Genomic DNA, 25,144 nt, shown 5'->3' with positions numbered 1-25,144 from the left:
TCATCTACATATAGTCAAGTCTATAATTTTTACTAGAGTGGCGAGCCAATAAAGAAGTGTAGTCTAACTGGAACACTATCTTCTGTCACGCCTGCGGCTACATCTACGCGTACGACACCCACAGGTGAGGCCCAGCGAACACCGACCCCAACGCCAACCTTGGTTTCAGTCTCAAAATCTTTGTCATAAGCATTACCCACATCGGTAAATACTGCACCGCGAAAGCCTGGAATAAATTCATAATTATACTCAGCACTACCGACTGCTAGTATTTGTCCACCAGTTAGATAACCATTTTCTAGCGGAGACAAGCTTTCATAATCGTAGCCACGAATGCTTTGATCCCCACCAGCGAAAAAGCGCAATTTATAGGGTACTTCATAAAAGTCATCTGCCCATATGTAGCCTGTATTGACGCTTCCAAGCACTTGATGCTTATTGTCATCACCAAAGCTATAGACACCACTGACACCTGCACTAACTATAGCCAAATCGGTATCGCTAAGCGCTTTATCTGCGCCCGCCTCAATACCATAGTACTGACGTATACCACGCGTTGGATTGGTCACACTGTCAACGTCCGTTTTATTGACGCCGTAACCAAATAATAGTGCCTTTTGCTTAGGTTTAGAGGATGTAAAACGTATGGGTAGATCATCCAACTCAGTATCATCAACGCCAGTCTCCAGCTCATCTAAACGATAACGTACAGAGTAACTACGATTCCAACCATTTTCACGGCGAATATTACGGGCCAATCCAGCTTTCAGAGTTTTGGTTGACAAATCAAAGTTACCTTCACCTTGATCAATCACCTCCTCTTCATAAGTGAGACGTCCCTCTAGCTTGTCGTTGAGCGGATGCTTCCATGGTCGACTGGCATAGACACCGATATTTTTATTGATCCGAGACACCTCAGTCTCTACCCCTGCTTGATAGCCTTTACGATTAATTAAGTTATAGTCGATTTTAGCAGTCGCTCGTACATCCGTATCTGTACCATAACCGATACCGACTTGCGCATCACGCGGTTTATCAGCAGAGACAAAAACATACAAAGGGACTTTTTTGCTTTCTTGAACCTCTACTGGGGTTTTACGTCCTGCAAGGGTTGGCGGTACAAAATCTTCGTCCAATATACTTTCATCATCAGGGAAGATTTTTTTGGCGACTTTGCTTATAGAGTCGCTAATTTTGCCTAAAAGATTATCAGCTTCTTGTGTTTTTTCGTCGAGCACCCGATTATTTGGTAACCCGCTTAACCGATCTGCCTTACTTTTGATAGCCGATAACTTGTCTTGTGTTTCTTGGTCAACTTCAAATTCGATGGGAGCCACATCTATTGCATCTACAGTAGCGCCGTTGTTGGTCTCAATGCTATCAGTAGTATTGTCAGCCCTATCAATATCGGTACTACTGACATCGACATCATTACTATCGTCTGCAATGCCAGAGGCAGCTTTAGTATTGTTGGCATTTATTATCGAATCATCAATATTGTCATTATTAGACGCATCGATATCGTTAATAGCATTGTCGACATCGCCATCAATAACGCCATTATTATCAGCAGTTATCGGCGTATTATCGAAAGCTAACGTGCTGTTTTCGCTCATATCATCTGGTGGCAATATTGTCTCAACATTGACGGTGTTAAAATAACGAGTCGCTGATAAATCATTACCAAGTTTGGTGATATCAGGACGATAGAACGGATCGCCTGCTTCGAAGTCATACATCTGCTTTAATAATGAGGTCTCTACTGGTAGCTTTTCAGGGTCGGTAGTAAGCGTTCCTGTCTCCTCATCATAGGTAAAAAATACCACATCATCAAATTGATAACGATCGCCTGTGTTATAGACCAGTGAGACATCAGCTGTATTGTCTGGCAAGATAATATCAACTGATTTATTTAACCAGTATTGATCAAAATAACCATATGTATCACTTAATGCTTCAAGTGCCGCCTTACTATTTTTATAAACGCGGTGATTAAAGACATCTCCTTCTTGCGGTAACATACTTGTTTCAAGGGTTTTAAACTCAGGCTGCTCAATACCTTGACCGCGAATATCTACGACGCGGCTATCGACACGTACTGGCTCACCAAGTTTTTCAATAATGACGTCAATGGTATCAACGGTTGGTTGGCGTAAACGTAAGGTAACGTCGTAATAGCCTACTGCTTGCGCAGCATCTAAAGCAGTCTGGCGCAAACGTGGTAAAGCTGCGGTAAAATCAGCAACAGATTGTACAGTTGTATCATCAAGCGCAGCTTTAATATTGTTAATCGGTTGGCTATCTTCATCAGCTTTGATAAGTTTTGGCTGCGTATCGTCTGTATTTTCAGCGCTACTACCATCTGTCTGCTGTAAATAAACGCTGGTTTCTACATGTGGTAGAGCCATGGCGCCTCCATTAAACAAACGACTATATAAGCGTTTAACAATGTTGCTACTATTACGTGCCCGTGAGCTAGGTTTGGATGCTTGTACGATGCTATCGGTCACTGCTTGAGTTTCTGTTGCTACTTGATAGTCAGGTAAATAATCATCAGGGTTTAAAGCTTCTGTTTGCTCGCCTGACTGCTCTATCGTTTCATCTACTATAGGCAGCTTACCCGTACTTGCATCAGCCTTAGTATCAGCTATAGTATCGTCAGTACCTGTTACTGGATCACGTTCTTGCTGCGCAAGCGTCTGTACAGGACTCTGTTGGCTACTATCTACACCATTGCTACTGACTGCATCACTAACCTCAATCGGGCGTGACATAATCTCATCAGATTCAGCATTCTCATTCTTACTTTCTAGTCGTCCAAGAGTATCAAGATTGGTCGGTGCTGGTAAGCTTGCTGCATCTAGACTTGGATCCAAGCCGATGGGCGTATCACGGCTATCCAAAGTCGCTACCGGTTTATCAAAATCGCCATCACTGTTCTGACTATTGTCGCCTAACGTATTGTCTTGATTGTTTTTCGCCTCTACCGCCGCAAGCTCACGATCAATTTGTTCAGGCGTCATCATCTGATAGCCTTGCTGCTGTACTGTGGCTGCCTGCTCTAATAAATTATCATCACGTGTGCTGGTTGAACTTTTTTCAATATTGTCTGAGTCGGTCGTCTTACTATTGATAGGTTTGGTCGATAGAGAGTTTTTTGACTCGCCTTTTAATGTTTGCTCACTATAATCTTCTAATACTGACTCATCGATGACACCTTGCTCTACTGCTTTTTTTAGGCGTAGCGCATCTAAAGCTGCATCAAGCTCAGTCTCTTGATCAGTCATTAGCGCATTATATTTGGACAAGCTTGAAAGCTTGGCTGATGCTTCGCTACTGGTATCAACGTCATCTGCACCAAAGGCAGGAGTTGCCACACCAAAGCCGACTAACGCACTTGCTAACGCGGTAAAAAGCGTTGAGCGGGTAAAATAGCTGCGCGACTGCGTTAAAGGCTGATGTCTTATCATACTTATTTCCTATCACTTCACGCGGCATACTATACTGACGATGACTACCGCCTGCACTAACCGGTGAATGTACTTATCATATTTAATATTAGTGATACTGGTAATCAACTTTGACACCACTATGTCAAGCTTACAAATCATAGCTTAGTTAATTATCAAATCATAGCATCTAGCACATGTATTTATAGCAAAGCCTTGCTATTATACGGTCTAAAAACCATCAACCTATCCTATATTTCAATAAGTTTTTGATAATAATCACAATTATATAGCATACAAATACCTTATGCTGCCTGTATTTAGTTCACTCTATGCACCAGACGCTAGCCACTTGTAGGAGTCCACATGGCAAATCAGTTTCAATTATTTAAGCGTCGTCGCTTTAACGCTATGTTTTTTACCCAGTTTTTGGGTGCTTTTAATGACAATATTTTTAAACAAGCACTGATTTTAGTTTTGACCTATACTGCCGCCAGTCAAATCGGCGTGGAAGTGAGCATCTTGAATAATTTAGCCGCCATGCTGTTTATTTTGCCTTATTTTTTATTTTCTGCCTTGGCGGGACAGATTGCAGATAAGTTTGAAAAGTCGAAACTCACCCGCTTTGTTAAGCTGCTTGAGCTGGTCATTATGACAGTGGCGGCTATAGGCTTTGTGTTTGAATGGTATGCTCTGCTATTTGTAGCGCTGTTTTTAATGGGTACGCATTCTACCTTTTTTGGTCCGATTAAATATGCTTATCTGCCACAAGCAATGCAAAAAGACGAGCTTGTCGGGGCTAATGGTTTGTTTCAGATGGGTACTTCTCTTGCTATTTTACTCGGCATGATAGTCGCTGGAGTATTAACGCAGCTGCCACAGTCACTATATTGGATTAGCGCAACGGTTGTAGTTGTAGCATTATTAGGCTATATGGCAGCGCGCTTTATTCCTATGACGCCAGCGATGCAGCCCAATCTGACTATTAATTGGAATGTTTTTACCACTAGCATAGCCACGGTACGTTACTTGTATTCTTTGCCTTTTTTGTTCTTTGTGATTCTAGGCAATAGCTGGTTTTGGTTTTATGGGGCAACGTTTTTGACTCAGACGCCTGAATTTAGCAAAGTCATCTTACAGGGTGATGAGTCTGTCGTTATTTTTCTATTGACTCTCTTCTCTGTTGGCGTGTCTATTGGTTCTTTACTGTGTAAAAGTTTGACGAAAAATCAAGTGAGCTTGCGACTGTTGCCTTTTGGCATCGCAGGACTCAGTATCTTTGCTATTGACCTTTATTTTTCGTTATCAGGGCTAAATAACGATTTGAGTTCGAACACTCTCTTAGGGATTAGCGATGTATTTGGTAGAGGCGGTAGCTTACGGGTATTTGCTGATTTATTCTTTTTAGGGTTTAGTGGTGGTTTGTATATTGTGCCCCTCTATGCCTCTATGCAGGCTTATGCGCCCAAAAGTCATCGTGCACGTATCGTAGGTGCCAATAATATCTTCAATGCTATATTTATGGTTACCTCGGCTATATTTGCTATCGTGGTATTAAACAGTCTCAATCTGTCACTGCCACAGTTATTTTTGGTCACAGGCCTACTCAATATCATCTTCGGCGTGTTTTTATATATCAAGCTTAACAAGCATGTTGGGCAAGCCGTTATGCAGACTTATGATGAACTACCCAGCAGTGAAAGCTAATGTAGCATGGCAGTTTTCATCAATAATATACAAGGGATTCGTTGAATTATAATCATGTCATAGCACGAATTTTGATGCCGATAATTGAGATTGTTTGCTATAGTGATGAAAGATTATTTTTACGATTTACATAAGCCAATACCGACACAAAGTTATATCAGGAGCTAATTATGGCACTGCGTTCGTTATCTAAGATAGACAATTTGCTTCTTGGCGTTGATAAGGCGCTACGGGCAGTCGTTCCACACTCCAACCCCAGTACTCGTCCATTACCGGTCAATGATGATACGATTCCTGAGCTAAGTATTACAGAATCGCGGCACGTGGCAGGTCTTATGCGCATCAACCATACTGGTGAGGTATGCGCGCAAGGTCTATATCACGGGCAAGCGTTTAGTGCAAAAGATGATGGCGTAAAACAAGCCATGCAGCAATCGGCTGAAGAAGAAGTAGATCACTTAGTATGGTGTGAGACTCGTTTGCAAGAGCTGGGCAGCCATCCCAGTATTTTTACGCCATTATGGTATGGTATGTCTTTTGGTTTGGGTGCCGTTGCTGGTGCTATCTCAAACGAGTTTAGCTTAGGCTTTGTCGCTGAAACTGAAGCTCAAGTTAGTGAGCATTTACAAGATCATATCGAACAGCTACCAGCACAAGACCAGCGTTCACGCGCCATACTGGCACAAATGGATATCGAAGAGCTACATCATCGAGAGCTGGCGATTAATAGTGGCGGTGCAGCATTATCGCCCCCTGTTCGCCGTACCATGCGTTGGATGGCCAATCGTATGAAAGCCACAGCCTATCATTTATAGTTTGGCAACACTGCCCGATATACTTTCTCGTTAAAGCAGCCCACTAAAACCTGTACTTTGATAAAAGGTTTTAATATATTGAGTCCCTTATGATTTTGATGATTGAAGCTAATCTGTAGGGTTTTTAACAATCCTACTATTGAGAGGATTTATGCTAATTTGATAGGGTATAAAAAATTTGTACAGTTCTTAACCAACCAGTATTCACTATATATGTTCATTATATAGACATTACTTATCAAAAATAATTTATCAATAACCAAGGTAACGATTGCCATGAGCCAACCCATAAGCCCCATCAAACATAATAAATCAGCTGCTTTAACTGCTTTAGCAGCGGCATGTACTTTGATGCTGTCAGCGCCCGCGCTAGCGGCAACGCCTGATACAGCTGCTGCACCTGCTGTTAGCGCCAATGCACCTAGCGCCATTGACTCAAGCAAACGTATTATTCGCCGCGCACAGCCAAATGCAACGATTAGTAACGCCCAATCTAGTAACGCTCCATTGAGTCCATCCGATGCAAAAGCCGCTGAACAAACAACAGAGCAAGATGCTACTCAGCAAAACCGCGCAACTGCACCGACTCAACAAACGCCATATACGCCTGTAGTCCCTGTAGCACCGAAACCTACTGGTACCACACAGGTCTATCAACATGGCCCTATTACCAGCACCGGTATCGATATCAGTGCAGGCCAGCTAAACAGCATACCAACGCCGCAAGTTCGTGTCTCAGATATTAGTTTTGTCCCAACACTATTGATTTCACAAAAAACGGGCCTTGGTACAGACAAGCTGGATGTCAGCTTACTTGATGACTTTATTGAAGACGTCTCGCCCAACGCACGCCACTATCCACCAAACTTCCCTAATCGCTCACAACGTCACTACACGCGTGAAAAAATCAAAGTATTGACTGAGTGGATCGAACCTTATGCCAGCGAGCCTGACGCTTCCTTTGATGTTCTATTGCGTGCTGCCAAACTTAACGGTATGGGTCGCAACCTAGACTTAGGCTCAGAGTATGCAGTTCGTGCTGGTCAATACGTAGATCGCGCTATCAAAGCCAAGCCAGATAGTGGAGAAGCCAACTTTTTGTATGGCATGATGCTATCAGAAGGTGGCGGGTTTAAAGAAGGTAAAAAGTATCTGGACAAAGCTGTTGAGCTTGGCTATACCGAAGCTGAACAAAGCTTAGCGCAGTCTGATTTGTTGAGTGATCGCCGTAATGAAGCCTTAGATCGCTTGCGCCGTCTTGAACAACAAGTACCGGATAACTCAATCATTCGTCAACAGATTAAACTGATTGAAGATGGTAAATACTACATTTGGGATTTGCCTGCACCTGACATCGACGTTAAACCAAATACCCCTATTACCTAGGTTTATTGCTATAAGTGAATGGGATACCGCTCATTTGTATTGTTAATTGAAGCGTTGCCTCAATAATTAGCTGTCCGTTAAGCACGTTTGTTTTATATTGATATCATGTCAATAATAAAGCGAACGTGCTTTTTTATGGATTGACCTATCTATTATAGAAGACTATCTGTCTTCAGCATTGTTTTTTAAAGCACACTGCTCAACAATCAAAATTTAAGCATTAATCCATATAGTGTAAACGCACAAGTTGCGCTAGACTCAACACTATATGAGTGTTTTTAATAAAGCACTGATGGAAAATCTATATTTATATAATTTATCTACTAAGGTCTGCCATGTCATTTGCCTCTCTTACTGCGATTACAGCAGCCTACATTAAGAAAAAGCCAATGGCTATCACAGCGCCAGTAGCACTAGCAGCGACTTTGGTGCTAGTGCCTGCTTGTAGTACAGTCTCAGTCAATAAACAAACTCAGGCAAAAACTATCAATACTCAGCGTGGTAGTATCGTCACTGATAACAAACTTAGTACCGCTACTTCCTCAACATTACTGTCCGCTGGCCTCAATGAGCAGGCTTGCATGCAGTATTTTGATCGATGTCTAGCACAGCTCACTGATAGCATGCTCGACGAACACTATAGATCAGCGCTTGCTGTCTACGCTGAGCTTCACTATGCCAAAGCTCGTCAACTTGCTAATTTAAATGAATGCCAGCAGGCTTTGGCACGGCCACCTCTTGACCCTTATTATGCCAATGCTCCTTTATCAGCCGAGGAAGCTGATACCCAACAGCGAAATACCGAAACTTGTGTCAATAGCTATCAAGCGCGGCTTTTTGACGCCATTAAACTTAGCTATACTTATCTGTTTTACGACAGCCTAACCCATGATTTTGAAGAGGCTAATTCGGATAAGGCTGTCGCGCGTCAGCCAAACCGCATCCCAACCGATATCGATATCCAAACCCAAGATATCTATAATGCTGCTACCAATAGCGTCGTTACACAGCTATACAGATCAACAGACAGCTCAAATAACCTAATTGGCGGTACAAAAATAAACTATCTGCCACCCAGTACTACTATTGATAATGGTAATAAAGCGGCAATCGCCAATCGAGCACCGTTACGTGGTAAACCCACCGATCAAATCAAAATCATGAATATTGAAGTTGATAATTATGATCTTAACGTCTATCTACCGAACGAAAATACCTACTTGCAAAATGCTCATAAGCAGTCATCTGCCCTTGCCGATTTAACCTCAACTTATGAGTTGCGTCTATCGGGTCTGAACTCTGTCAGCAAGCGTCCAGGTTTGGGCATTGGTTTGGTGGCATCATTGGATGACCGTTATACTACCACCATTCGTCAGCTACTAGAATCATCACTATCAGGCAAACTATCTAAAACGATAAATAATGGCAGCATGGATGATAGCGCAGTAAGTACACGTATTTATCCTACTGGGCATTTACTGATGACAGGTCTCATAAAACCAGCTGGTGACAGCATCCTTGATGTACTTAGTAGCAATCAGCTCGATATTCACTTATACAACCCCTATCGTAGTAGTAACGTCCATATTCTTGGCAATGACTATCCACTTGCTGCCAATTTTTCAGCAGGTTATGGTCTATGGTTAGCAGAAAACCAGCTCGACGGTGTCGGATATTTAAACTTACTGACGCGGCGTCAAGAGGCAACGCTACCTAAGCTATTCATGCTTGAGCCCTATGATCCTAATAAGCGTGTCATCGTTATGATACATGGCTTGGCCTCTAGTCCTGCCACCTGGGTCAACCTAACTAACGATATATTCAATGACGATAAGCTACGTGACAACTATCAAGTATGGCAAATATTTTATCCGACCAATCTGCCTATTTTAGAAAACCGCTATCAGATTCAAAAATTACTCGAAACTACTTATCAGCAAACAGATCCTAACGGACAAAATCGTGCCAGTAAAAATAGCGTCATTATCAGTCATAGTATGGGCGCTCTTATTTCTCGTATGATGCTGTCTGACGATAACTTAGTGGACGATCTAGACAGGCTTGATGACCAAAACATGCTTTCTATTAGTGAAAAAAGTAAGATTCGTGACGCTCTTAAACAATCTTTTGGCGAGCAGCAACTAAAAACGCGTTTCGAGTTACAAGCACTACCACAAGTAGATACTGCTGTATTTTTGTCCGCGCCCTTTAGAGGCACTGACTATGCAGATCGCTGGTTTACCCGTGCTTTGCGCCGTATTGTGTACTTGCCGGTAGGTTTGATAAAAACAGTCACTGACAATTTAGCCACCCTTGCAATTAAAGGCGATTTAGCACAAAACCCTTTAGGGGCGCTATATCTACAAAACGGTGCCAGTCAATTGAGTAACAAGTCCTCATTTATTCAATTAACCAAAGATATCACGATGAATGAGCGCATTACCTACCACTCAATTATTGCCAATAATGATACAGATATCACTCAAGGTTTGGCACAGATGCAGCCTGGTGGAGCTAGGATAGACTTATCCCAAGCGATAAAACCCGATGCAAATGATGATACTGATATATCTTCTATACCAAGCGCGCCACTCGTCGCAGCAGTGATGGTGGATGAGGATATTAGCCAAGCACTCACTGAGCGTCTATCCGATGGTATCGTGCCTTACACCAGCGCCCACCTTAAAGGCGCGGCTTCTGAAACCGTTATCAGTGGTGGTCACAGTATACAAACCAATCCGCAAACTATTTTGACGTTAAGACGCATCTTACACGAGCATTTGAAGCAGTAATATCCGTTATAAGCAATTGTTAAATATATCTTTATTATTAGCAACTATTAATGACGGATGAGTAGGCATTAGGTTAACAACGCTTACTATGCACAGCTTGCGTGTATACCTAGGGTGGCGCATAATATATGCACATTAATACATATTGATTTACGTATTTTACAGACAAATGACTTTAATTTATAAGGATATAGATTATCTACTACAGCTAAATAGTATTTGTATAAACTATCTTTATATAAAACGTCCTTAGCTAAATGTCGTTTGTAGCTAAATAACACTTGGCTATTGCCCGTAACGTTTATACCACTGATTACGGACAGTTACTTGAGCGTATCATGGAAGCCATCGCTAGTCAGCTAACAGGTAAAGGTAACCGTTTATGTTCGCTACGTTTATGATCGATCAGATGGACGCGCTGATGCTAGCGCGTATCCAGTTTGCTTTTGTTATCTCTTTTCATATTGTTTTTCCCGCCTTTTCTATCGGACTTGCCAGCTTTTTAACTGTGCTTGAATTTCGCTGGTTAAAAACAGGTGAGCCTATTTATGCAGAAGTTTATAAGCACTGGGTAAAAATATTTGCCGTCGTTTTTGGTATGGGTGTCGTATCGGGCGTGGTCATGTCCTACCAGTTTGGCACCAACTGGGCAGTATTTTCAGACAAAGCTGGCAACGTTTTGGGGCCTCTACTAGCTTACGAAGTACTGACCGCCTTCTTCTTAGAAGCTTCTTTTCTTGGTATCATGCTGTTTGGTTGGGGACGCGTGAGCAAGCGTATGCACTTCGCTTCAACTGCGATTGTAGCCGTTGGTACGCTCATTTCAGGGTTTTGGATTTTGGCGGCCAACAGCTTTATGCAAACACCGCAAGGCTTTATGGTTGGTGCTGATGGTTTGCTCTATCCGACCAACTGGCTTGAGGTTATTTTTAACCCCTCATTCCCGTTCCGCTACGCACATATGATGACAGCAGCGTTCTTGACCACTGCCTTTGTGATTGGTGGTATCGGTGCCTACTATATCCAATCCAAAAAACATACTGAACATCGCAAACATGGTCGCGTGATGTTAGGTATGGCAATGGTGATGGCTATTTTTGTTGCGCCAGCGCAGGTATTGATTGGCGATATGCATGGTCTAAATACGCTTGAGCATCAACCTGCTAAAGTTGCAGCGATGGAAGGACTTTGGGAAGATGAGCGCGGGGCGCCATTGGTCCTATTTGGCATCCCAGACCAAGAGGCACAAAAAAACCATTATGAAGTTAAAATCCCTTATTTATCTGGTTTGATTTTGACTCACTCGTTGGATGGTGAAGTTAAAGGGCTTAAAAATTGGGCACCAGAGGATCAACCTTATGTCCCGATTGTATTTTGGTCATTCCGCGTCATGGTGGGTATTGGCACGTTGATGGTTCTAGTAGGATTGTTTAGTCTCTACAAATACTTCAAAAAGCAGCAATTTGATCCTAAGAGTAAATGGTTCCACCGTGCGTGGATGATGATGACGCCACTTGGTTTTGTCGCACTACTCGCCGGCTGGTTTGTGACTGAAACAGGCCGTCAACCGTGGACGGTATATGAGGTGATACGTACGGCTGAAAGTATGTCACCCGTTGCCGCCCAACAAGTGGCAACGACATTGATTGGCTTTATTGTGCTGTATATCTTTGTTTTTGGTGCGGGTAGTTTTTATATCTTACGCTTAATTGCTCAAGGGCCAAAACCTTATGAAGATCCTTCAGATGATAACTTCTATGAGCACTCTATTACCGAAGGGCAAGGTCGCACATTGAGTGGTGATAGTAATCCTTCTGAAAACACTAAGAAAGATGATACAGAAGATCTTGATACGCCAGCGAATGATGAAAAAGACGGAGGGTTGCGCTAATGTTTAACTACGGCGATGTATTAGACTTACCTTTGATTTGGGGCGGGCTCATTGCTCTTTCTGTCTTTATCTATGTACTGCTTGATGGCTTTGATTTAGGTTGCGGGATTTTATTCCCGTTTGCAGGCTCGGACAAAAACCGTAGCCGAATGATGAACTCTATTGCCCCATTTTGGGATGGTAATGAGACCTGGTTAGTATTGGGCGGTGGCGGCTTGTTTGCCGCTTTCCCAGTCGCTTACGGTATCATTATGACTGGGCTATATCTGCCCGTTACCGCTATGTTATTTGGTCTCATTATGCGCGGGGTTGCGTTTGAGTTTCGCTTTAAAGCCTCTTCACGCCGTCATGTCTGGGATACCTTCTTTTTTGTAGGTTCTGTGATTGCCACTTTCTCTCAAGGGATCATGCTCGGTGCCTTGGTGCAAGGATTAGAAGCAAGCAATCGTTTGTATACGGGCGGACCTTTTGACTGGTTCTCACCATTCCCAATCATGTGCGGATTTGCGCTTATTATTGGTTATGCACTACTTGGTTCTACTTGGCTTATCATCAAAACTGAACACAAACTACAGGTTTGGGCGCGTAAAGTCTCCGGCTGGATGTTAATGGCATTAGTAGCCGCAATGATTGCCGTCACGGTATCTATGTTCTTCTCCGATATAGATGCACTTGAAGGCTGGTTTAGCTTCCCAGGCTTGCTCTATCTTGCGCCAATGCCACTTATTGTTGTATTGCTATTCTTTTTAATGCGTAAAGACTTAAATACTGAGCGCGAGTACCGTCCATTTTTATTGACGGTTGCTCTATTTTTGATGGGTTATATTGGTGTTTGTTTTGCTATATTCCCTTATATAGTCCCGTATCAGATGACGATTTATGAGGCAGCAGCGGCTGACACTTCGCTCTCCTTTATGCTGATTGGTGCAGTTATTATGCTACCGATTATCTTAAGCTATACCGCTTTTGCGTATTATACTTTTAAGGGAAAATCTGATCACAATCCTATGTACTAATGACTAATCATGGTATGAATTGGATAAATTAGAATGACTGTGGCGGCCGTGTTAAATGACACCAGCCACAAACAAAAAGCAAATGGGGAGGTTCCCATGAAAAAGCTCAGTAAAAAACAATCGCAGTGGGCATGGTTCATTGGTCTATATCTGGCAGGTTTTTTAGTTATCTTCACTATTGCTCAATTAATCAAATTGGCAATGGGCGTTTAAACTATTATCTAAGTAATAAAAAAGCAGCGCTAATCTTATGATCAGCGCTGCTTTTTTATGTATCCAGTTTTTTTATTAATCAAACACCGCAATGATTATCAGCGCCTTTACTGTTAATAAAGTCATTTATCTGCTCTAAGCGCTCTGGTGTGCCGACGTCTATCCAATTATCAGTGATAACCTCAGCGGTAATCTGAAACTTAAGCATCGCTTGCTTGAGTAGTGGTGCTAGTGCTGCCGGTTGTCCTGCGACCAAGCCATCAACCAATTTGGGTGACATTACGCTAATACCAGCAAAAGTGTACTTGTCTGCCTCACCAATTGGAGTCTCACTGGCAAGCCCATTATTAATAGCAAAGTCACCGCCATTATTATGCTCTGGATTATCGATTAATAATAGATGTGCACGCTGATCGGCACTCAGCGTATAATCTTGCAATTGCGCAAAGTCATAGGTCGTCCAGACATCAGAGTTGACTAGAAGAAAAGGCTCATCTCGTAATTTACCCGTTTGTAACGCTTGGAAAATGCCGCCTGCGGTCTCTAAAGGCTCATCATCTTCAACCGACCAATGTAAATTCACCCCGTATTGCGACCCATCGCCTAGGGTATCCATCAGCTTGTCAGCAAGCCACGAGACATTGATAGTAATATCAGTGATGCCCGCGGCTTGTAATGCCTTTATATGCCAGACAATCAGCGGCTGTCCACCTACTTCAACTAACGGTTTTGGGGTCTCAAGAGTCAATGGACGCAGACGTGTCCCCTTACCAGCCGCCAAAATCATCGCTTGGGTTATAACAGTCATGCACGCTCCTTATTAACATTATTATTTTAATAATCGAATTAATTCATCAATACCTATTACAATGCAAACTTATCTTGATAAGCAGGTAATACGCTATTTTTTAGCCATTGATTAAAGGGTAATATAGCTTGCTTCATAGCATCACTGCCCTGTTCAGCCAGCCAGTCTAACTCAAAAACAAGATCGCGCATGACTTTTGGAATATCAGCTAAATAGCGGTTTTTACCATCGCGCTCAGACAACCGAATAAATATGCCTAATACTTTTAGATGTCTTTGCACACCCATTACATTTAGGTCATGTTCAAACTGCTCAGCACTGTTCGCTGTCGGTAGCATTGCTTGCTGTTGCAATTGCCAAAAATCATAGACCCAGCTTGACACTTGATTTTCTGGCCACTCTACATAAGCGTCACGCACTAACGATACCAAATCATAAGTATAGGCACCGATGACAGCATCTTGAAAATCAATGACGCCTAAGCGCGAATGATCTGCTTGATCTTGCATCAAGTTGCGACTGTGATAATCACGATGAACAACCACCTGAGGTTGGGTCAAAATATCATTAATTAGGGCAGATTTTAGATTTTCCCATAACTTCTCATCAAGGCTGACACCAATATAAGGTATGAACCAATCACGGAACAAATCCATTTCTCGATTGAGCATTGCACTATCATAATCTGGCAGTTCATGCTCTACGCAAGCTATCTGTACGGGCGTTTTTTGTAGCTCGACCAATGTGTTCATTGCCAATTGATAACAATCATTAACCTTATCAATTGGCGCATCAACCAATAAGTGCGCAAACTCAATCGCTCCAAAGTCTTGCAGGACCAAAAACCCTTGTGCCATATCTTGAGCAATAAGATCTGGTACATTGACTGCAGGCGTCATCAGCTTAGTGACATTGACAAACTGCTGCATTGCTTCTTGCTCATCAGCGGAGTCCATAACGATATACCTTGCCATCGGGGTATCATCGCTACTGGTGTTATCAAACAGCTGTATACGGTGGTACTGACGCGCACTAGCATCCCCCGGTAAGCTGTCAAGCACAAAGGTCTGATCTACAAATACTTGCTGCAACCAGTTCTCTAATTGCTGCTGACGAGTACTATTATCGACATCAGTATTGTTATTAATATCGGTATCGGGCTGTAAAGTCATATTGTCTGTCATAAAGGGCATCGCAGGTTAACAGTCAATAAGCTTAAGTACTTGATAATTGTAAGAACAATAATGTTGAAAATACAATTGTTAAAAATACCTAGTATTAATGACTAAATTAGTAATAAATAAAGTGAATACTTGCTAAAATGACGGGCTGTTTTTATTTGCTGGACGTTTTAGGTTATTTTTAGGGCTCGCTTTAGGCGCTGTGCTGAGCAGTAACCGTAGAAACGTCTTGCTCCGTCAGAAAATTTGATGAATAGTGTAGCTGATTTGGTTTTTTTTGACTATGATAAGTCGTCAATAGTTGTAATATGATTGTATATTTAAATTCATATTACCGTATAGTGGTCAACAATATGACTACCCTCAGCTTACTTTTATTGTCGCAGGCTGATTTTTATAAGTTCGGCTTAAACATAAAACGACATTAATATTTACAACTGAATCAAATATCGCAACCCCATAGGCTTTGCAATCATAGGTGTGCCCTTGTTATATTCTCCGCTTTACCAAAGCATTCGTTTGATTTTGTTTGGCGCTATCAGCTTAACCGGCTTGACTGTGAGCGCTGCCACAATAGACAACGATGATAAGCAGGCAGCAGCGCCGTTAATTTCTGACAGCCCTAGTATCGCCAATACCCCCATCAAAGACTACAGCGGCAATAGTAAGAGCTTAAGCGCTACAACAACTGCGGATGTTGCTGAAACTACAGTAGATCCTTTGAGCATGAAGCACAGTGCTGATACTGCAATGAGCCATCAGGCTGATGACAACAGCTATCCACTAGCTTCTAGCAATAACTTTAACGCCAGTGATGATTTGGTTGCCAATAATACAGTGTCTAATACTGATAATGCCACCTTAACAATCTCTGAAACCACACACAGCTCAAGCATTAATGTTAAAGCGTCAAAAGACAATAACGATAGTAATGATAAAAAAAACACAGTGCAGGCAAATCAACCTATAAAGCAGAATCTGGCAATTGAGACTAGCCGTCTCGATATCAATGATGAGAGCGTCCAAGACAGCTTGATGCGTTTAGCAGAGTTTTATGAGTTGACTCCTGATACTGATCCATCAACCTTAAGAAACAATAATGTCGATACTATAAATCCTGAACAAACTATAAGCACAGAACAAGACGATGTTCAAAACAAATCGACACCCACGACTCAAAATATCCCTGAAGTAGGCAAAGAATTAAAGTTACTTCCAAACACAGTGGATAGTGCCCAGCGCTGCGAAGGTCAATGGGTCAGTCCTAAGCGCAACCCCAATTATCAACGTGCAGTCAATGAGGCCGGCGGACAGACAAACACCAACCTTAGTGGCATTCCTAATGAGCAAGCGCCTCTGTTTTCGGAGTCTGACTATGGGTACTATAATAATGTAGATTATGCTGAGCTATCTGGCAATGTTATTATTGACCAAGGTAGTCAGCATATTGAAGCCGACAAGGTGATGCTTGATCTGGCCAATGGCACTGCTGCCGCACAAGGCAAAGTCATGTTTACTGACCAAGTCTCTACCAACAGCAATAATCGAAGCAACAACAACGCCAGTATGACTGATAAGTCTTTGAAGGGCGGTCTTATTGGGGTCGCAGACAACCTAGCATATAATACAGAGACTGGACAATCTACTGCTGACGAAGTCGCCTTTGCTAGCGTAGAATTGCAAGCTCATGGTTATGCCAAACGTTTGCATCGACCTAATGATACTCAGTATGAGCTTGATGAGGTAATGTTTAGTACTTGCCCGCCAACCAACCGCAAGTGGCAGTTTGATGCCAAAAGTATTGATTTAAATACCGAGACTGGGCGCGGCGAGGCTTACAATACTACTTTTCGCATTGCAGATATCCCTGTATTTTACCTGCCTTACTTCAACTTCCCTGTAGACAGTCGCCGTAGTAGTGGCTTTTTATTACCGAGCGCAAGTATTGGTAGCGAAAGTGGACTGGAAATCGATGTTCCCTACTATCTTAATCTAGCGCCTAACTATGATGCCACACTCAACACTCATCTCTATACCAACCGTAACCCTATGCTATCTGGCGAGTTTCGTTACTTAACTGAAGATTATGGCAAGGGCATATTTAACGGCTCATACTTACCCAATGATAGAAAATATGATGGCGAGGATCGCAGCAGCTTTTTTTATGATCACTACTGGTCATCAAGTAGCATCCCGCGTTTAAGTGGTGATGCCAAGTACAGCTATGTGTCTGATGAAGATTACTTAAACGACTTTGATACCCTTGGTTTGTCTGATAGTACAGTAAACTTACCGAGACGCGCTCGGCTCAACTATTACAACGACTACGTTAATGGCGAACTAAAGCTTGAAACCTTTCAAACACTTGACGCTTTTGATAACGATGGTGACGCGTTAGAAGACAAAGACAAACCTTACTCACGCTTGCCGCAGTTATCGCTCAATTATCGTCTGCCTTGGTTAGACGCCTTTGACATTACAGGCGTTCACGATTCAGCTTACTTCAAAAAATCTATTGATGATGGCTCTGAAGACGAAAAAAGCGGTATACGTGTCTATAACAAATTAAGTACTACTTATCCAATTGAAGCGGCATGGGGTTATGTAAAACCAAAGCTTAGTTTGCAACACTTATACACCTCTTATGATCAAGACAGCTTAGAAGACAACCAACTGAATAAAGAAGATGGTAGTCAATCGGTCTTTGTACCACAGGCCAGTATTGATGCTGGATTGCACCTTTATCGTGCAGGCTCACCTTTTGGTGCTTTTGACGACACCATGGGTGGATATCAGCTACTTAGCCCGCGTCTAAAATACACTTATTCGCCTTTTGAAGATCAAAATGATATACCCAACTTTAATACTCGTATTGCGTCTATCAATTATGAACAGCTGTTTTCGGACAGTTGGTTTTTAGGACATGACCGCTTGCAGGACTTGCATGCCATTACTCCTGGTATCAATTATCGTTACATCGATGCAACGGGCGTGACACGTTTTGATGGTAGCATTGCAGAGCAGTTCTACTATGGTGATGGTCGCGTCAATCTCGATGATCAAACGCCCGTATTTAACACGTCGTCCTCTGGGATGGTATGGAATGCTAGCGCTCAACCTTATAATAATGTGTGGGTTGATGTTAGTGGCGCTTTAAATAATAGCTATGATATTAACTACCTTACGACAGAATTGCGTTATCAGCCATCAAACAATAGCCTATTCAACGTCGGTTTTGTGAAGCGTCAACGTGATGAAAACACGGATCAGTTGCCATTGTCTGCATTTACAGCATCTGCTATTTTCCCTATCAATAATAGCTGGCGGGTGCTTGCACAAGGACAGTACGATTATCGCAGCGATAAGATGCTGGATGCACTCGTTGGTATTGACTATGAGGACTGTTGTATTGGTTTTGCGGTTTATGGTCGTCGCTACTATAATGATCTAAACCTTAGAGAAAAACCTACACAAGCGGTCATGGCAGAAATCAGACTTAATGGGCTTGGCAGTAGTAGCAGTCGTCTGACTCGCTTACTCGCAGATAAAGTCCTAGGTTTTGAGCCAGTACAAACAGCGTGGAAAGACTAACAGCTACTTTAATAAGCTCATCAAAATTAGATATGTGAGCGTTAATATAGCAAGCTGTGCCGTATAACAAGTTGAAAAACAAGTGTGAATAATCACAGAATAATATTGTAAGCAAAACATCCAGTACACAATTATTTGCAAGAGAATACGCAACGTGTCACAAAGATAATTGCCCAACTATCATCCGATGCGATGACATTGACGAGGAGCATCATGAGATTTTTTTCTTTACACCAGACCAACCGTGCTGTACTAGTTTCTATGAGTATCAGTGCAGGCGTTTTATTAAGCATTAGTAGCCAAGCTGCACCAGCAGATACGCAAACGAACGCTGTGGCTACTAGTCAAGATGACAATGCTCGTTTAACGTCCGCTAGTAGTACTGACGGTATCATCGCTTTGGTCAATGACAATGCTATCTTAAAAAGTGACTTGGTAAATGCAATTGCACAAACACAGGCACGTGCGAAGGCCGCTGGCGAACCTATTGCCAATTCAGCACAATTGCAGTCTGAGGTACTAAATGCGTTGATATTGCGCGAGTTGCAATTATCATTGGTTAATCGTGTCGGTCTAAAGCCCGATGAGGCTGCTATTAATCAACGTCTTGCACAAATCGCTCAGTCTGAAGGACTTACTAGTATTGGTGCGCTACAGCAGCGTCTTGATGCCAACCAAGCTGGAAGCTACGCGGCTTTACGCGCAAAACTGATCGAAGATGCTGCTATTCAAGCATTACAGCAGCGTCAAATCACTAATCGGGTGCGCATCAGTGAGCAAGATATTGATGCATTTTTGAGCTCTCCTGAAGCAAAACGCCTAAATCAAAGTGAGTATCAAACCATCCATGTTCGCGTACCTTATATAGATGACTATAGCCGCTTGTCAGAAGCTCAGCGTAGTAAGGCACTAAAAGTTGCGCAGGATTTGCGCACTCGCCTGCAAGCACCAAATGTCGATGTCGAAGCTGCGGTCGCTGAGGCCCAAGGCAGTTACCCTATTCCATTACAAGGTGGCGATATGGGTTATCACAAAGCTGCTGCATTACCTACAGAGCTATCTAGCGAAATTACCAAGCTTGAAGTTGGCGCCGTTAGTACTCCATTAGTGACCCCTGAAGGTATCGATATCATCAAGTTGGCTGACAAAAAATCAAGTGATACCATGATTATACCGCAGTGGCATACTCGTCATATATTAGTTAAAGTTGATGATCTTCAAACAGATGTCCTTGCTGAACAGAAGATTAATGATTTATATAATCAGCTACGTCAAGGAGCAAGTTTTGCTGATTTAGCATCGACTTATTCTGATGATCCAGGCTCAGCAGGACGTGGTGGTGATCTTGATTGGGTTAGCGAAGAAGATATGGTTGGCCCTTTTGAAGCTGTTATGAAAAACACTACCGTCGGCGATTACTCCGCTCCCTTCAAAACTCAGTTTGGTTGGCATATTCTAAAAGTAGAAGACAAACGTCAACAGGATGTTAGTAATCAATATCGTCGCAATATGGCTCGTCAAGCGCTTTATCAACGCTTAGCACCGCAAGCGCAAGAGGATTGGTTACAAGAGTTGCGTGCTGGCGCTTATATTCAAGTTCTTAACTAAAAGATACCTACCTTACTGCTCACTTATACAATATTTGATAATCCTTAAGGGCGTATATCTCTATATACGCCCTTTTCGTTCTTTCAAAATTTTCTATAGTAGTTAAGATTCTTATATATTGACTATTAAACATTACTTTTTTTACGTTCTGTAATCAACTTCTGATATGCTAGTATCAATGTATAAAACTAAAACCTAGTTTATCGAAACTATATTTATTTAAATTCTTCTGTAGTCATTTGTACTTTTTCTAACCTTTATTAATAATAACAGTAACAATCAGCTGATGTTTGGTAAATATAATGCTACGACAGTTTGTTAGGTTCGAGGATTCATTCCTTGATTGCTTTATTTCGAGTGAAAAAATCACGATGTAAGGTCTTACAGACTATCGAGGATATTATAAAGGCGAAAGGATTGCATCGCCGTGCATTCTTTATAACTCCATAATCATAATTTATATTTGGGATACATAAGCGTGAATAACAAATTGACTGGCAGCGACTTAACAAGAGCAATGCTGAATCGTGGCGATAAAAAGATTTGGTGTGCAGTAGACGATGATAGCGATGCACGTGCTATCAGTGATCAAATTGACAATGATTTTACCGCTCGTATCGTATCTTTCCGTGATGGAAAGTTTTATTGTACCGCTGGTATGACTTGGCTATATGCTGTACCTATCAAAATTGCTCCATTGACACAACAAGAAGCCAATTTATAAATAAAATTGGCTTTGTGACATTAGCATGAGTGCTATTGTTCTAATATCTTATCGTGCATAAACGGTTTTTATCTAAAAGCATATATATGTATCTACATATATATGCTTTTTTGTACTTGCAGCTAGCGCATTAAACTCAATAACATTTTATTCAACTTCAACTATCTATCTCACAAAGAAAAGCCCCGAACCTTGGGCAATTGGTTCGGGGCTTTAGCGCTTCATGTTATTATTATTGTTCTTCCTTGATGACTCATCCTAAGTCATAAACAATAACTTATAAAACAGCGGGCTGACCTGTACTCATAAACTTATTGTCTCAACACTGCATCCTTGCCTATCCTTGTGTTGATGAAGCTATTGTATGGTAAACAGATATGGGTAGCTAGAGGCTAAAAGCTCTATTTACTGTACGTTTTGGCTTACATGTATTCGTTTAAACGAATTAAAAAAAGAGGCTGTTTGAGCACGGTTTCAATGATACTCTGCATGTTCTTTTGATACTTTATCACCTTCTTTTTTACCTTCTTCGATTTTATTTTCTGTCTCTTCAATATCTTCAGTTTGGGCAGTCGGTGCATTTTGTTCTTGCTTATCTGCTTCCTCCGGTTCGTACTGCAAAGTTGTCATGACAGGAAAATGATCAGAACCTACAGACGGCATACGCTGAATATTAACTACAGTAAAGCAAGCACTATGAAATAAATGATCTAATGCCCAGCGTAAAAATGGGTACTTAACATGAAAAGTATTGATAAAATGACGACCAATACGTGGGTCTAGCAATCCTGAGATACGTTGAAAGCGTCGAGTGGTCTTTGACCATGCGACATCATTGAGATCCCCTGCTAATATTGCTGTCTGATTATTTTCTTTAATGTGCTTACCAACCATCAGTAGCTCAGCATCACGAGTGGTTGACTTATCGGCTTCTGTGGGACTTGGCGGCATCGGATGCAAGCAGTACAGCCAAATCACCTGACCATTTTGCAGACGCAGCTGCGAGTGGATCGACGGTATGTCGTCTATCATTAAATATTTAACTTGAGGGTCTATCAACTCAAGCTTAGAATACAGGTGCATACCATAAAGATTATCTAGCGGTATTTTTACTGTATAAGGATAATCAGGCTCAATTTGATTAAGCGCCTTTTCCCATTTCTCATCACTTTCTAAAGTAATCAAAATATCAGGCTGCTTTTGTTTGACCAAATCAACCAGTTTTTGTGTCTCATCATTGGGAGTCAGGACATTTGATACCATGATTTTAAGCTGATATGCCTGCTCTTCTGGCTTGTCTTTTGCATTTTGGACTTCTTTTTTCCATAATTTAGTATAAGGCAATACCATTCTAAGCTGAAAAGCCAACGTAACAGTTAAGGTAATAAACAACAACCACTGCTCCCATTGCCACTCTGACCAAAACACCAACATGCCAATCCACGCGATAATACCCAGTACCATTATTTGAATACGTGGAAACTCAACACCTCTCACCCACCAGTTATCAAGAGGTAACCAGCCCCAGATTGTCACAAATGCGATGAATCCTGCTAACCATTGCATGCCATAATATAATAAGGAGATATCCATAGTATGTATTAACCGTTTGTTAGTTTGTGGGTGAGATTTATGATTATACTTACCTTAAATTAAACGACAAAAGCCCATACCGTTTTTCTCTAAAAACATTTAGGCTTTTGCTTTAGGTGCTTATATGAGTAAGTCTATTGAACATTTATATTAGGTACACACTTTAGCATCTCATGAGACTATCGCTAAACATTACTTAAGCATAGACTGTCATAAAATATTACAAACGCTATCTATAAGAGATATAAAGAGAAGCGCACTCAATCCTATTTGAGCCAAATAACAAGATAGTAATCGGCCCAAGAGCTGGTAAATGTATTCTCCATTAAATGCTCGCCTTACAGTAATAACCAAAAGTTATAATAGGCACAGTTAATAGTGTGCAAAAAACTTCGAAAAACCACTGAAATATCTTGATTTTTAACGTTATTCACGGCATTGTTACTGGTTGACGACGTAATAACTGATTGTAAACAGGATTAGACTTCATGAGTAATTTAACAGTAGGGTTGGTAGGCTGGCGTGGTATGGTTGGGTCAGTATTGATACAACGTATGCAAGAAGAAAATGACTTTAACGGTATCACGCCTGTGTTTTTTTCGACGAGTAATGCAGGTGGTCATGCGCCAAGCTTTGACGGCGTTAAGACCAGCCAACTTAAAGACGCTCATGATATTGCTGCCTTAGCAGCGTGCGATGTGATTATTACTTGCCAAGGTGGCGATTATACATCAAAAGTTCATCAGCCGTTGCGTGACAGTGGCTGGAGTGGTTATTGGATTGATGCAGCAAGCACTTTGCGCATGGAAGATGACAGCATCATCATCCTTGATCCAGTGAACCGTAGTGTCATCGATAATGCACTGGCTCATGGCAAAAAGGATTTTATTGGCGGCAACTGTACAGTATCACTAATGCTAATGGCTATCGGTGAACTGTTTAATAAAGGCTGGGTCGAATGGGTCAGCGCCATGACGTATCAAGCAGCTAGCGGCTCGGGCGCAAACAATATGCGCGAGCTTATCAATGGTATGGGCGTCTTGCATGATGCAGTTAAAGATGAGCTGGCTGATCCTGCCAGCGCCATTCTGGACATCGATAAAAAAATTGCGCAGACCCAGCGCGCAGATAACTTTCCTAAGCAATATTTTGGCGTACCGCTCGCAGGCAGTTTGATCCCTTATATCGATGCTCAGTTAGACAACAAGCAATCCCGTGAAGAGTGGAAAGGTGGTGTTGAAACCAACAAGATCCTTGGCAACTCTGAAGCTGACAATATCGCTATTGACGGTATGTGTGTGCGCATTGGCGCCATGCGCTGCCACGCTCAAGGCTTAACCATCAAGCTCAAAAAAGATATCCCATTAGAAGAAATCGAAGCGGCGCTAAAAAATAGTGGTAACGAGTGGTTAGATGTGGTCGAAGATGATAAAGAGGCTACCGTGAGCCGTTTAACCCCAGTAGCCGTGACCGGTACATTGACTGTGGCGTTAGGACGCTTGCGTAAGCTAAACATGGGGCCTGAATATCTAGGTGCATTTACCGTTGGTGACCAGCTGCTATGGGGTGCCGCTGAACCTTTGCGCCGTATGCTAAATATCATTCGTGAGCAAAATAGCTAAACTGGATGTTTTAAAGTTAAAAGTAAAAAACTAAGAACCAAAAAGACAGCAGAGGCTGTCTTTTTTGTGGATATTAATTGGGCTGATAGGCAATCATCACTTCATTGCGACGCATAAACGGTAATGTCCATGGCGGATTATAACGTGCAATCTGGGGTGTACTCATTATATTCAGATTTTGGCTTTGCATCCAAGACTGTAGCTCTTCTGTCTTTTTTGCGACCTTATCAGTTCCTGCCAATCCTGAAAACTTGATAACGCCATAATTCTGTACGGGTACTTCCTTAATCTCAATATTTGGGTTGTTGGGCTTAGGCAATGTTTGTATCGTATATTGGCTTGGCATAGTAAATTGCACGCGCCACTTACCATCGTCTCGTTGCATGCTTACGGGCGCGGTCATGGCAATCTTTTGCGACTCACCATTGTCTTGGTTGCTTTTAGGTTCCATAGTGACAGGCGCGGTCATACTAATCTTACTGCTCTTCCCATCTGACGCCGTATTACTCCCAAAGATATAATCTGCCAAAACCTTAAACCCTTCGCGACTGGCATCATTTTGATCACCTGTCACCCACGTTTGAGCTACCAGCTGTTTATCGTAACGACGTAACTCAAAATTATCGGCTTTTAACAAGATAGTATAATCTGGTTCCTCGACTGCCATAGCTGCTCCTGATATTAGTAATAGGCCACTTATTAGTAAACTATTGAATAGTTTTTTACTCGTAAAAAAGTCAGTTGCTTC

Annotated in this window: 16 protein-coding genes; 11 read left to right on the top strand and 5 right to left on the bottom strand. The window is 42.0% G+C overall.

The genetic code is table 11. The features are described 5' to 3' along the window. Window positions 1–32: 32 nt before the first annotated feature. A complete protein-coding gene (locus ACS8FB_RS01345) occupies window positions 33–3,470 on the bottom strand; it encodes an autotransporter assembly complex protein TamA (RefSeq protein WP_439260659.1) in 3,438 nt (1,145 codons plus the stop codon). Between the two features lie 345 nt (window positions 3,471–3,815). Between ACS8FB_RS01345 and ACS8FB_RS01340 the strand changes: the two genes are divergently transcribed. The 7 genes from ACS8FB_RS01340 to ACS8FB_RS01310 all read left to right on the top strand — a co-directional run bounded on the left by ACS8FB_RS01340 (window position 3,816) and on the right by ACS8FB_RS01310 (window position 13,269). Then, on the top strand, window positions 3,816–5,156 hold the full coding sequence (locus tag ACS8FB_RS01340; RefSeq protein WP_439260658.1) for an MFS transporter: 1,341 nt from the start codon (window positions 3,816–3,818) through the stop codon (window positions 5,154–5,156). 176 nt (window positions 5,157–5,332) lie between these two features. Further along, window positions 5,333–5,971: a 2-polyprenyl-3-methyl-6-methoxy-1,4-benzoquinone monooxygenase gene (coq7, locus tag ACS8FB_RS01335; protein WP_439260830.1), complete on the top strand. Its 639-nt coding sequence runs from the start codon at window positions 5,333–5,335 to the stop codon at window positions 5,969–5,971. Window positions 5,972–6,247: 276 nt separating this feature from the next. Further along, window positions 6,248–7,357, top strand: coding sequence for a tetratricopeptide repeat protein (locus ACS8FB_RS01330; RefSeq protein ID WP_439260657.1), 1,110 nt, complete (start codon window positions 6,248–6,250; stop codon window positions 7,355–7,357). Window positions 7,358–7,692: 335 nt separating this feature from the next. Then, window positions 7,693–10,149 (top strand): esterase/lipase family protein, encoded by a 2,457-nt coding sequence (locus ACS8FB_RS01325; protein ID WP_439260656.1) that lies wholly within the window; start codon window positions 7,693–7,695, stop codon window positions 10,147–10,149. A 382-nt stretch (window positions 10,150–10,531) separates the two neighbouring features. Beyond that, a complete protein-coding gene (locus ACS8FB_RS01320; protein ID WP_420884167.1) occupies window positions 10,532–12,040 on the top strand; it encodes a cytochrome ubiquinol oxidase subunit I in 1,509 nt (502 codons plus the stop codon). Beyond that, the gene (gene cydB, locus ACS8FB_RS01315) at window positions 12,040–13,056 is read left to right on the top strand and encodes a cytochrome d ubiquinol oxidase subunit II (RefSeq protein ID WP_439260655.1); all 1,017 of its coding nucleotides are present in this window, start codon (window positions 12,040–12,042) and stop codon (window positions 13,054–13,056) included. The genes ACS8FB_RS01320 and cydB overlap by 1 nt, the downstream gene beginning before the upstream one ends. A 96-nt stretch (window positions 13,057–13,152) precedes the next feature. Continuing rightward, window positions 13,153–13,269, top strand: coding sequence for a DUF2474 domain-containing protein (locus tag ACS8FB_RS01310; RefSeq protein ID WP_149031854.1), 117 nt, complete (start codon window positions 13,153–13,155; stop codon window positions 13,267–13,269). A gap of 79 nt (window positions 13,270–13,348) precedes the next feature. Here the strand turns inward: ACS8FB_RS01310 and murU are convergent, their stop codons facing one another. Together murU and ACS8FB_RS01300 are read right to left on the bottom strand one after the other, a co-directional pair. Next, window positions 13,349–14,077, bottom strand: a complete 729-nt coding sequence (gene murU / locus ACS8FB_RS01305) for an N-acetylmuramate alpha-1-phosphate uridylyltransferase MurU (RefSeq protein ID WP_439260654.1) — start codon at window positions 14,075–14,077, stop codon at window positions 13,349–13,351. A gap of 56 nt (window positions 14,078–14,133) precedes the next feature. Continuing rightward, window positions 14,134–15,249, bottom strand: a complete 1,116-nt coding sequence (locus tag ACS8FB_RS01300; protein WP_439260653.1) for an aminoglycoside phosphotransferase family protein — start codon at window positions 15,247–15,249, stop codon at window positions 14,134–14,136. A gap of 495 nt (window positions 15,250–15,744) precedes the next feature. On the opposite strand from ACS8FB_RS01300, the gene ACS8FB_RS01295 reads away from it, so the two are divergent. The 3 genes from ACS8FB_RS01295 to ACS8FB_RS01285 all read left to right on the top strand — a co-directional run bounded on the left by ACS8FB_RS01295 (window position 15,745) and on the right by ACS8FB_RS01285 (window position 21,181). Continuing rightward, the gene (locus ACS8FB_RS01295) at window positions 15,745–18,849 is read left to right on the top strand and encodes an LPS-assembly protein LptD (RefSeq protein WP_439260652.1); all 3,105 of its coding nucleotides are present in this window, start codon (window positions 15,745–15,747) and stop codon (window positions 18,847–18,849) included. Window positions 18,850–19,062: 213 nt separating this feature from the next. After that, window positions 19,063–20,457, top strand: a complete 1,395-nt coding sequence (locus ACS8FB_RS01290) for a peptidylprolyl isomerase (protein WP_439260651.1) — start codon at window positions 19,063–19,065, stop codon at window positions 20,455–20,457. 478 nt (window positions 20,458–20,935) lie between these two features. Further along, window positions 20,936–21,181: a hypothetical protein gene (locus tag ACS8FB_RS01285; RefSeq protein ID WP_075102875.1), complete on the top strand. Its 246-nt coding sequence runs from the start codon at window positions 20,936–20,938 to the stop codon at window positions 21,179–21,181. 474 nt (window positions 21,182–21,655) lie between these two features. Here ACS8FB_RS01285 and ACS8FB_RS01280 read toward each other — a convergent pair whose 3' ends face one another. Further along, window positions 21,656–22,774, bottom strand: a complete 1,119-nt coding sequence (locus ACS8FB_RS01280) for an endonuclease/exonuclease/phosphatase family protein (RefSeq protein WP_439260650.1) — start codon at window positions 22,772–22,774, stop codon at window positions 21,656–21,658. Between the two features lie 488 nt (window positions 22,775–23,262). Between ACS8FB_RS01280 and asd the strand changes: the two genes are divergently transcribed. Continuing rightward, complete coding sequence (gene asd, locus ACS8FB_RS01275) at window positions 23,263–24,396, top strand: aspartate-semialdehyde dehydrogenase (RefSeq protein ID WP_439260649.1); 1,134 nt, start codon at window positions 23,263–23,265, stop codon at window positions 24,394–24,396. Window positions 24,397–24,469: 73 nt separating this feature from the next. Here asd and ACS8FB_RS01270 read toward each other — a convergent pair whose 3' ends face one another. Next, complete coding sequence (locus ACS8FB_RS01270; RefSeq protein WP_439260648.1) at window positions 24,470–25,063, bottom strand: SOUL family heme-binding protein; 594 nt, start codon at window positions 25,061–25,063, stop codon at window positions 24,470–24,472. Between the last annotated feature and the right edge of the window lie 81 nt (window positions 25,064–25,144).

The sequence above is a fragment of the Psychrobacter sp. 1U1 genome (assembly GCF_051847535.1).
Lineage (GTDB): Bacteria > Pseudomonadota > Gammaproteobacteria > Pseudomonadales > Moraxellaceae > Psychrobacter > Psychrobacter saeujeotis.
Note: the sequence above shows the minus strand (reverse complement) of the source record. Positions and strands in the feature narration are given on the sequence as shown.

Bases quoted from the DNA above. Each gene is read 5' to 3' on its own strand.
- ACS8FB_RS01345 (WP_439260659.1), bottom strand. From the start codon at position 3,470: ATGATAAGACATCAGCCTTTAACGCAGTCGCGCAGCTATTTTACCCGC.
- ACS8FB_RS01340 (WP_439260658.1), top strand. From the start codon at position 3,816: ATGGCAAATCAGTTTCAATTATTTAAGCGTCGTCGCTTTAACGCTATG.
- ACS8FB_RS01330 (WP_439260657.1), top strand. From the start codon at position 6,248: ATGAGCCAACCCATAAGCCCCATCAAACATAATAAATCAGCTGCTTTA.
- ACS8FB_RS01325 (WP_439260656.1), top strand. From the start codon at position 7,693: ATGTCATTTGCCTCTCTTACTGCGATTACAGCAGCCTACATTAAGAAA.
- ACS8FB_RS01320 (WP_420884167.1), top strand. From the start codon at position 10,532: ATGTTCGCTACGTTTATGATCGATCAGATGGACGCGCTGATGCTAGCG.
- cydB (WP_439260655.1), top strand. From the start codon at position 12,040: ATGTTTAACTACGGCGATGTATTAGACTTACCTTTGATTTGGGGCGGG.
- ACS8FB_RS01310 (WP_149031854.1), top strand. From the start codon at position 13,153: ATGAAAAAGCTCAGTAAAAAACAATCGCAGTGGGCATGGTTCATTGGT.
- murU (WP_439260654.1), bottom strand. From the start codon at position 14,077: ATGACTGTTATAACCCAAGCGATGATTTTGGCGGCTGGTAAGGGGACA.
- ACS8FB_RS01300 (WP_439260653.1), bottom strand. From the start codon at position 15,249: ATGACTTTACAGCCCGATACCGATATTAATAACAATACTGATGTCGAT.
- ACS8FB_RS01290 (WP_439260651.1), top strand. From the start codon at position 19,063: ATGAGATTTTTTTCTTTACACCAGACCAACCGTGCTGTACTAGTTTCT.
- ACS8FB_RS01280 (WP_439260650.1), bottom strand. From the start codon at position 22,774: ATGGATATCTCCTTATTATATTATGGCATGCAATGGTTAGCAGGATTC.
- asd (WP_439260649.1), top strand. From the start codon at position 23,263: ATGAGTAATTTAACAGTAGGGTTGGTAGGCTGGCGTGGTATGGTTGGG.
- ACS8FB_RS01270 (WP_439260648.1), bottom strand. From the start codon at position 25,063: ATGGCAGTCGAGGAACCAGATTATACTATCTTGTTAAAAGCCGATAAT.